At 68.6% G+C, this 558-nt stretch carries 1 protein-coding gene and 1 pseudogene; both read left to right on the top strand.

From position 1 onward, the window contains the following. A pseudogene (locus MOV75_RS41265) lies at window positions 1-248 on the top strand (precorrin-3B synthase); the annotation flags it as partial. Continuing rightward, window positions 248-558, top strand: a 311-nt coding sequence (locus MOV75_RS41260) for a precorrin-8X methylmutase (RefSeq protein ID WP_247008634.1), incomplete at its 3' end; no start/stop codon positions are given. The pseudogene MOV75_RS41265 and the gene MOV75_RS41260, both read left to right, overlap by 1 nt.

Genomic DNA, 558 nt, shown 5'->3' with positions numbered 1-558 from the left:
AAGCCCATGCCGATACGCGCGCACTGGCCGCGGCGCTCGCGCCGCGCATTGCCGCCGATGCGCGCCTCCACGTTTCCGGCTGTGGCAAGGGCTGTGCGCATTCCGGCACGGCCGCAGTCACACTGGTCGCGACAGGCACCGGCTTCGATCTCGTCCGCGACGGCTCGACGCGCGACGAGCCGGTTCTGCGCGGATTGAACGGCGCCGACATCGTCAGCGATCCCTCCATCCTGGTGGGAGGGCACTGATGCCGCACACCTACGAGACCGATGGCGCGGCGATCTATCGTCAGTCCTTCGCGACCATCCGCGCCGAGGCGGACCTTGCGCGCTTTTCGCCTGATGAAGAGCAGGTCGTGGTGCGGATGATCCATGCCGCCGGCATGGTTGGCCTGGAGGCGCATATCCGCTTCACGCCTGATATGGCGACGGTCGCGCGCGCGGCCTTGCAGAAGGGCGCGCCGATCCTGTGTGACGCGCGCATGGTCTCGGAAGGGATCACGCGCGCAAGGCTTCCCGCGGCGAACGCGGTGATCTGCACGCTCGGCGATGCCGCGGT

It is taken from the genome of Bradyrhizobium sp. PRIMUS42 (assembly GCF_023006515.1).
Lineage (GTDB): Bacteria > Pseudomonadota > Alphaproteobacteria > Rhizobiales > Xanthobacteraceae > Bradyrhizobium.
Note: the sequence above shows the minus strand (reverse complement) of the source record. Positions and strands in the feature narration are given on the sequence as shown.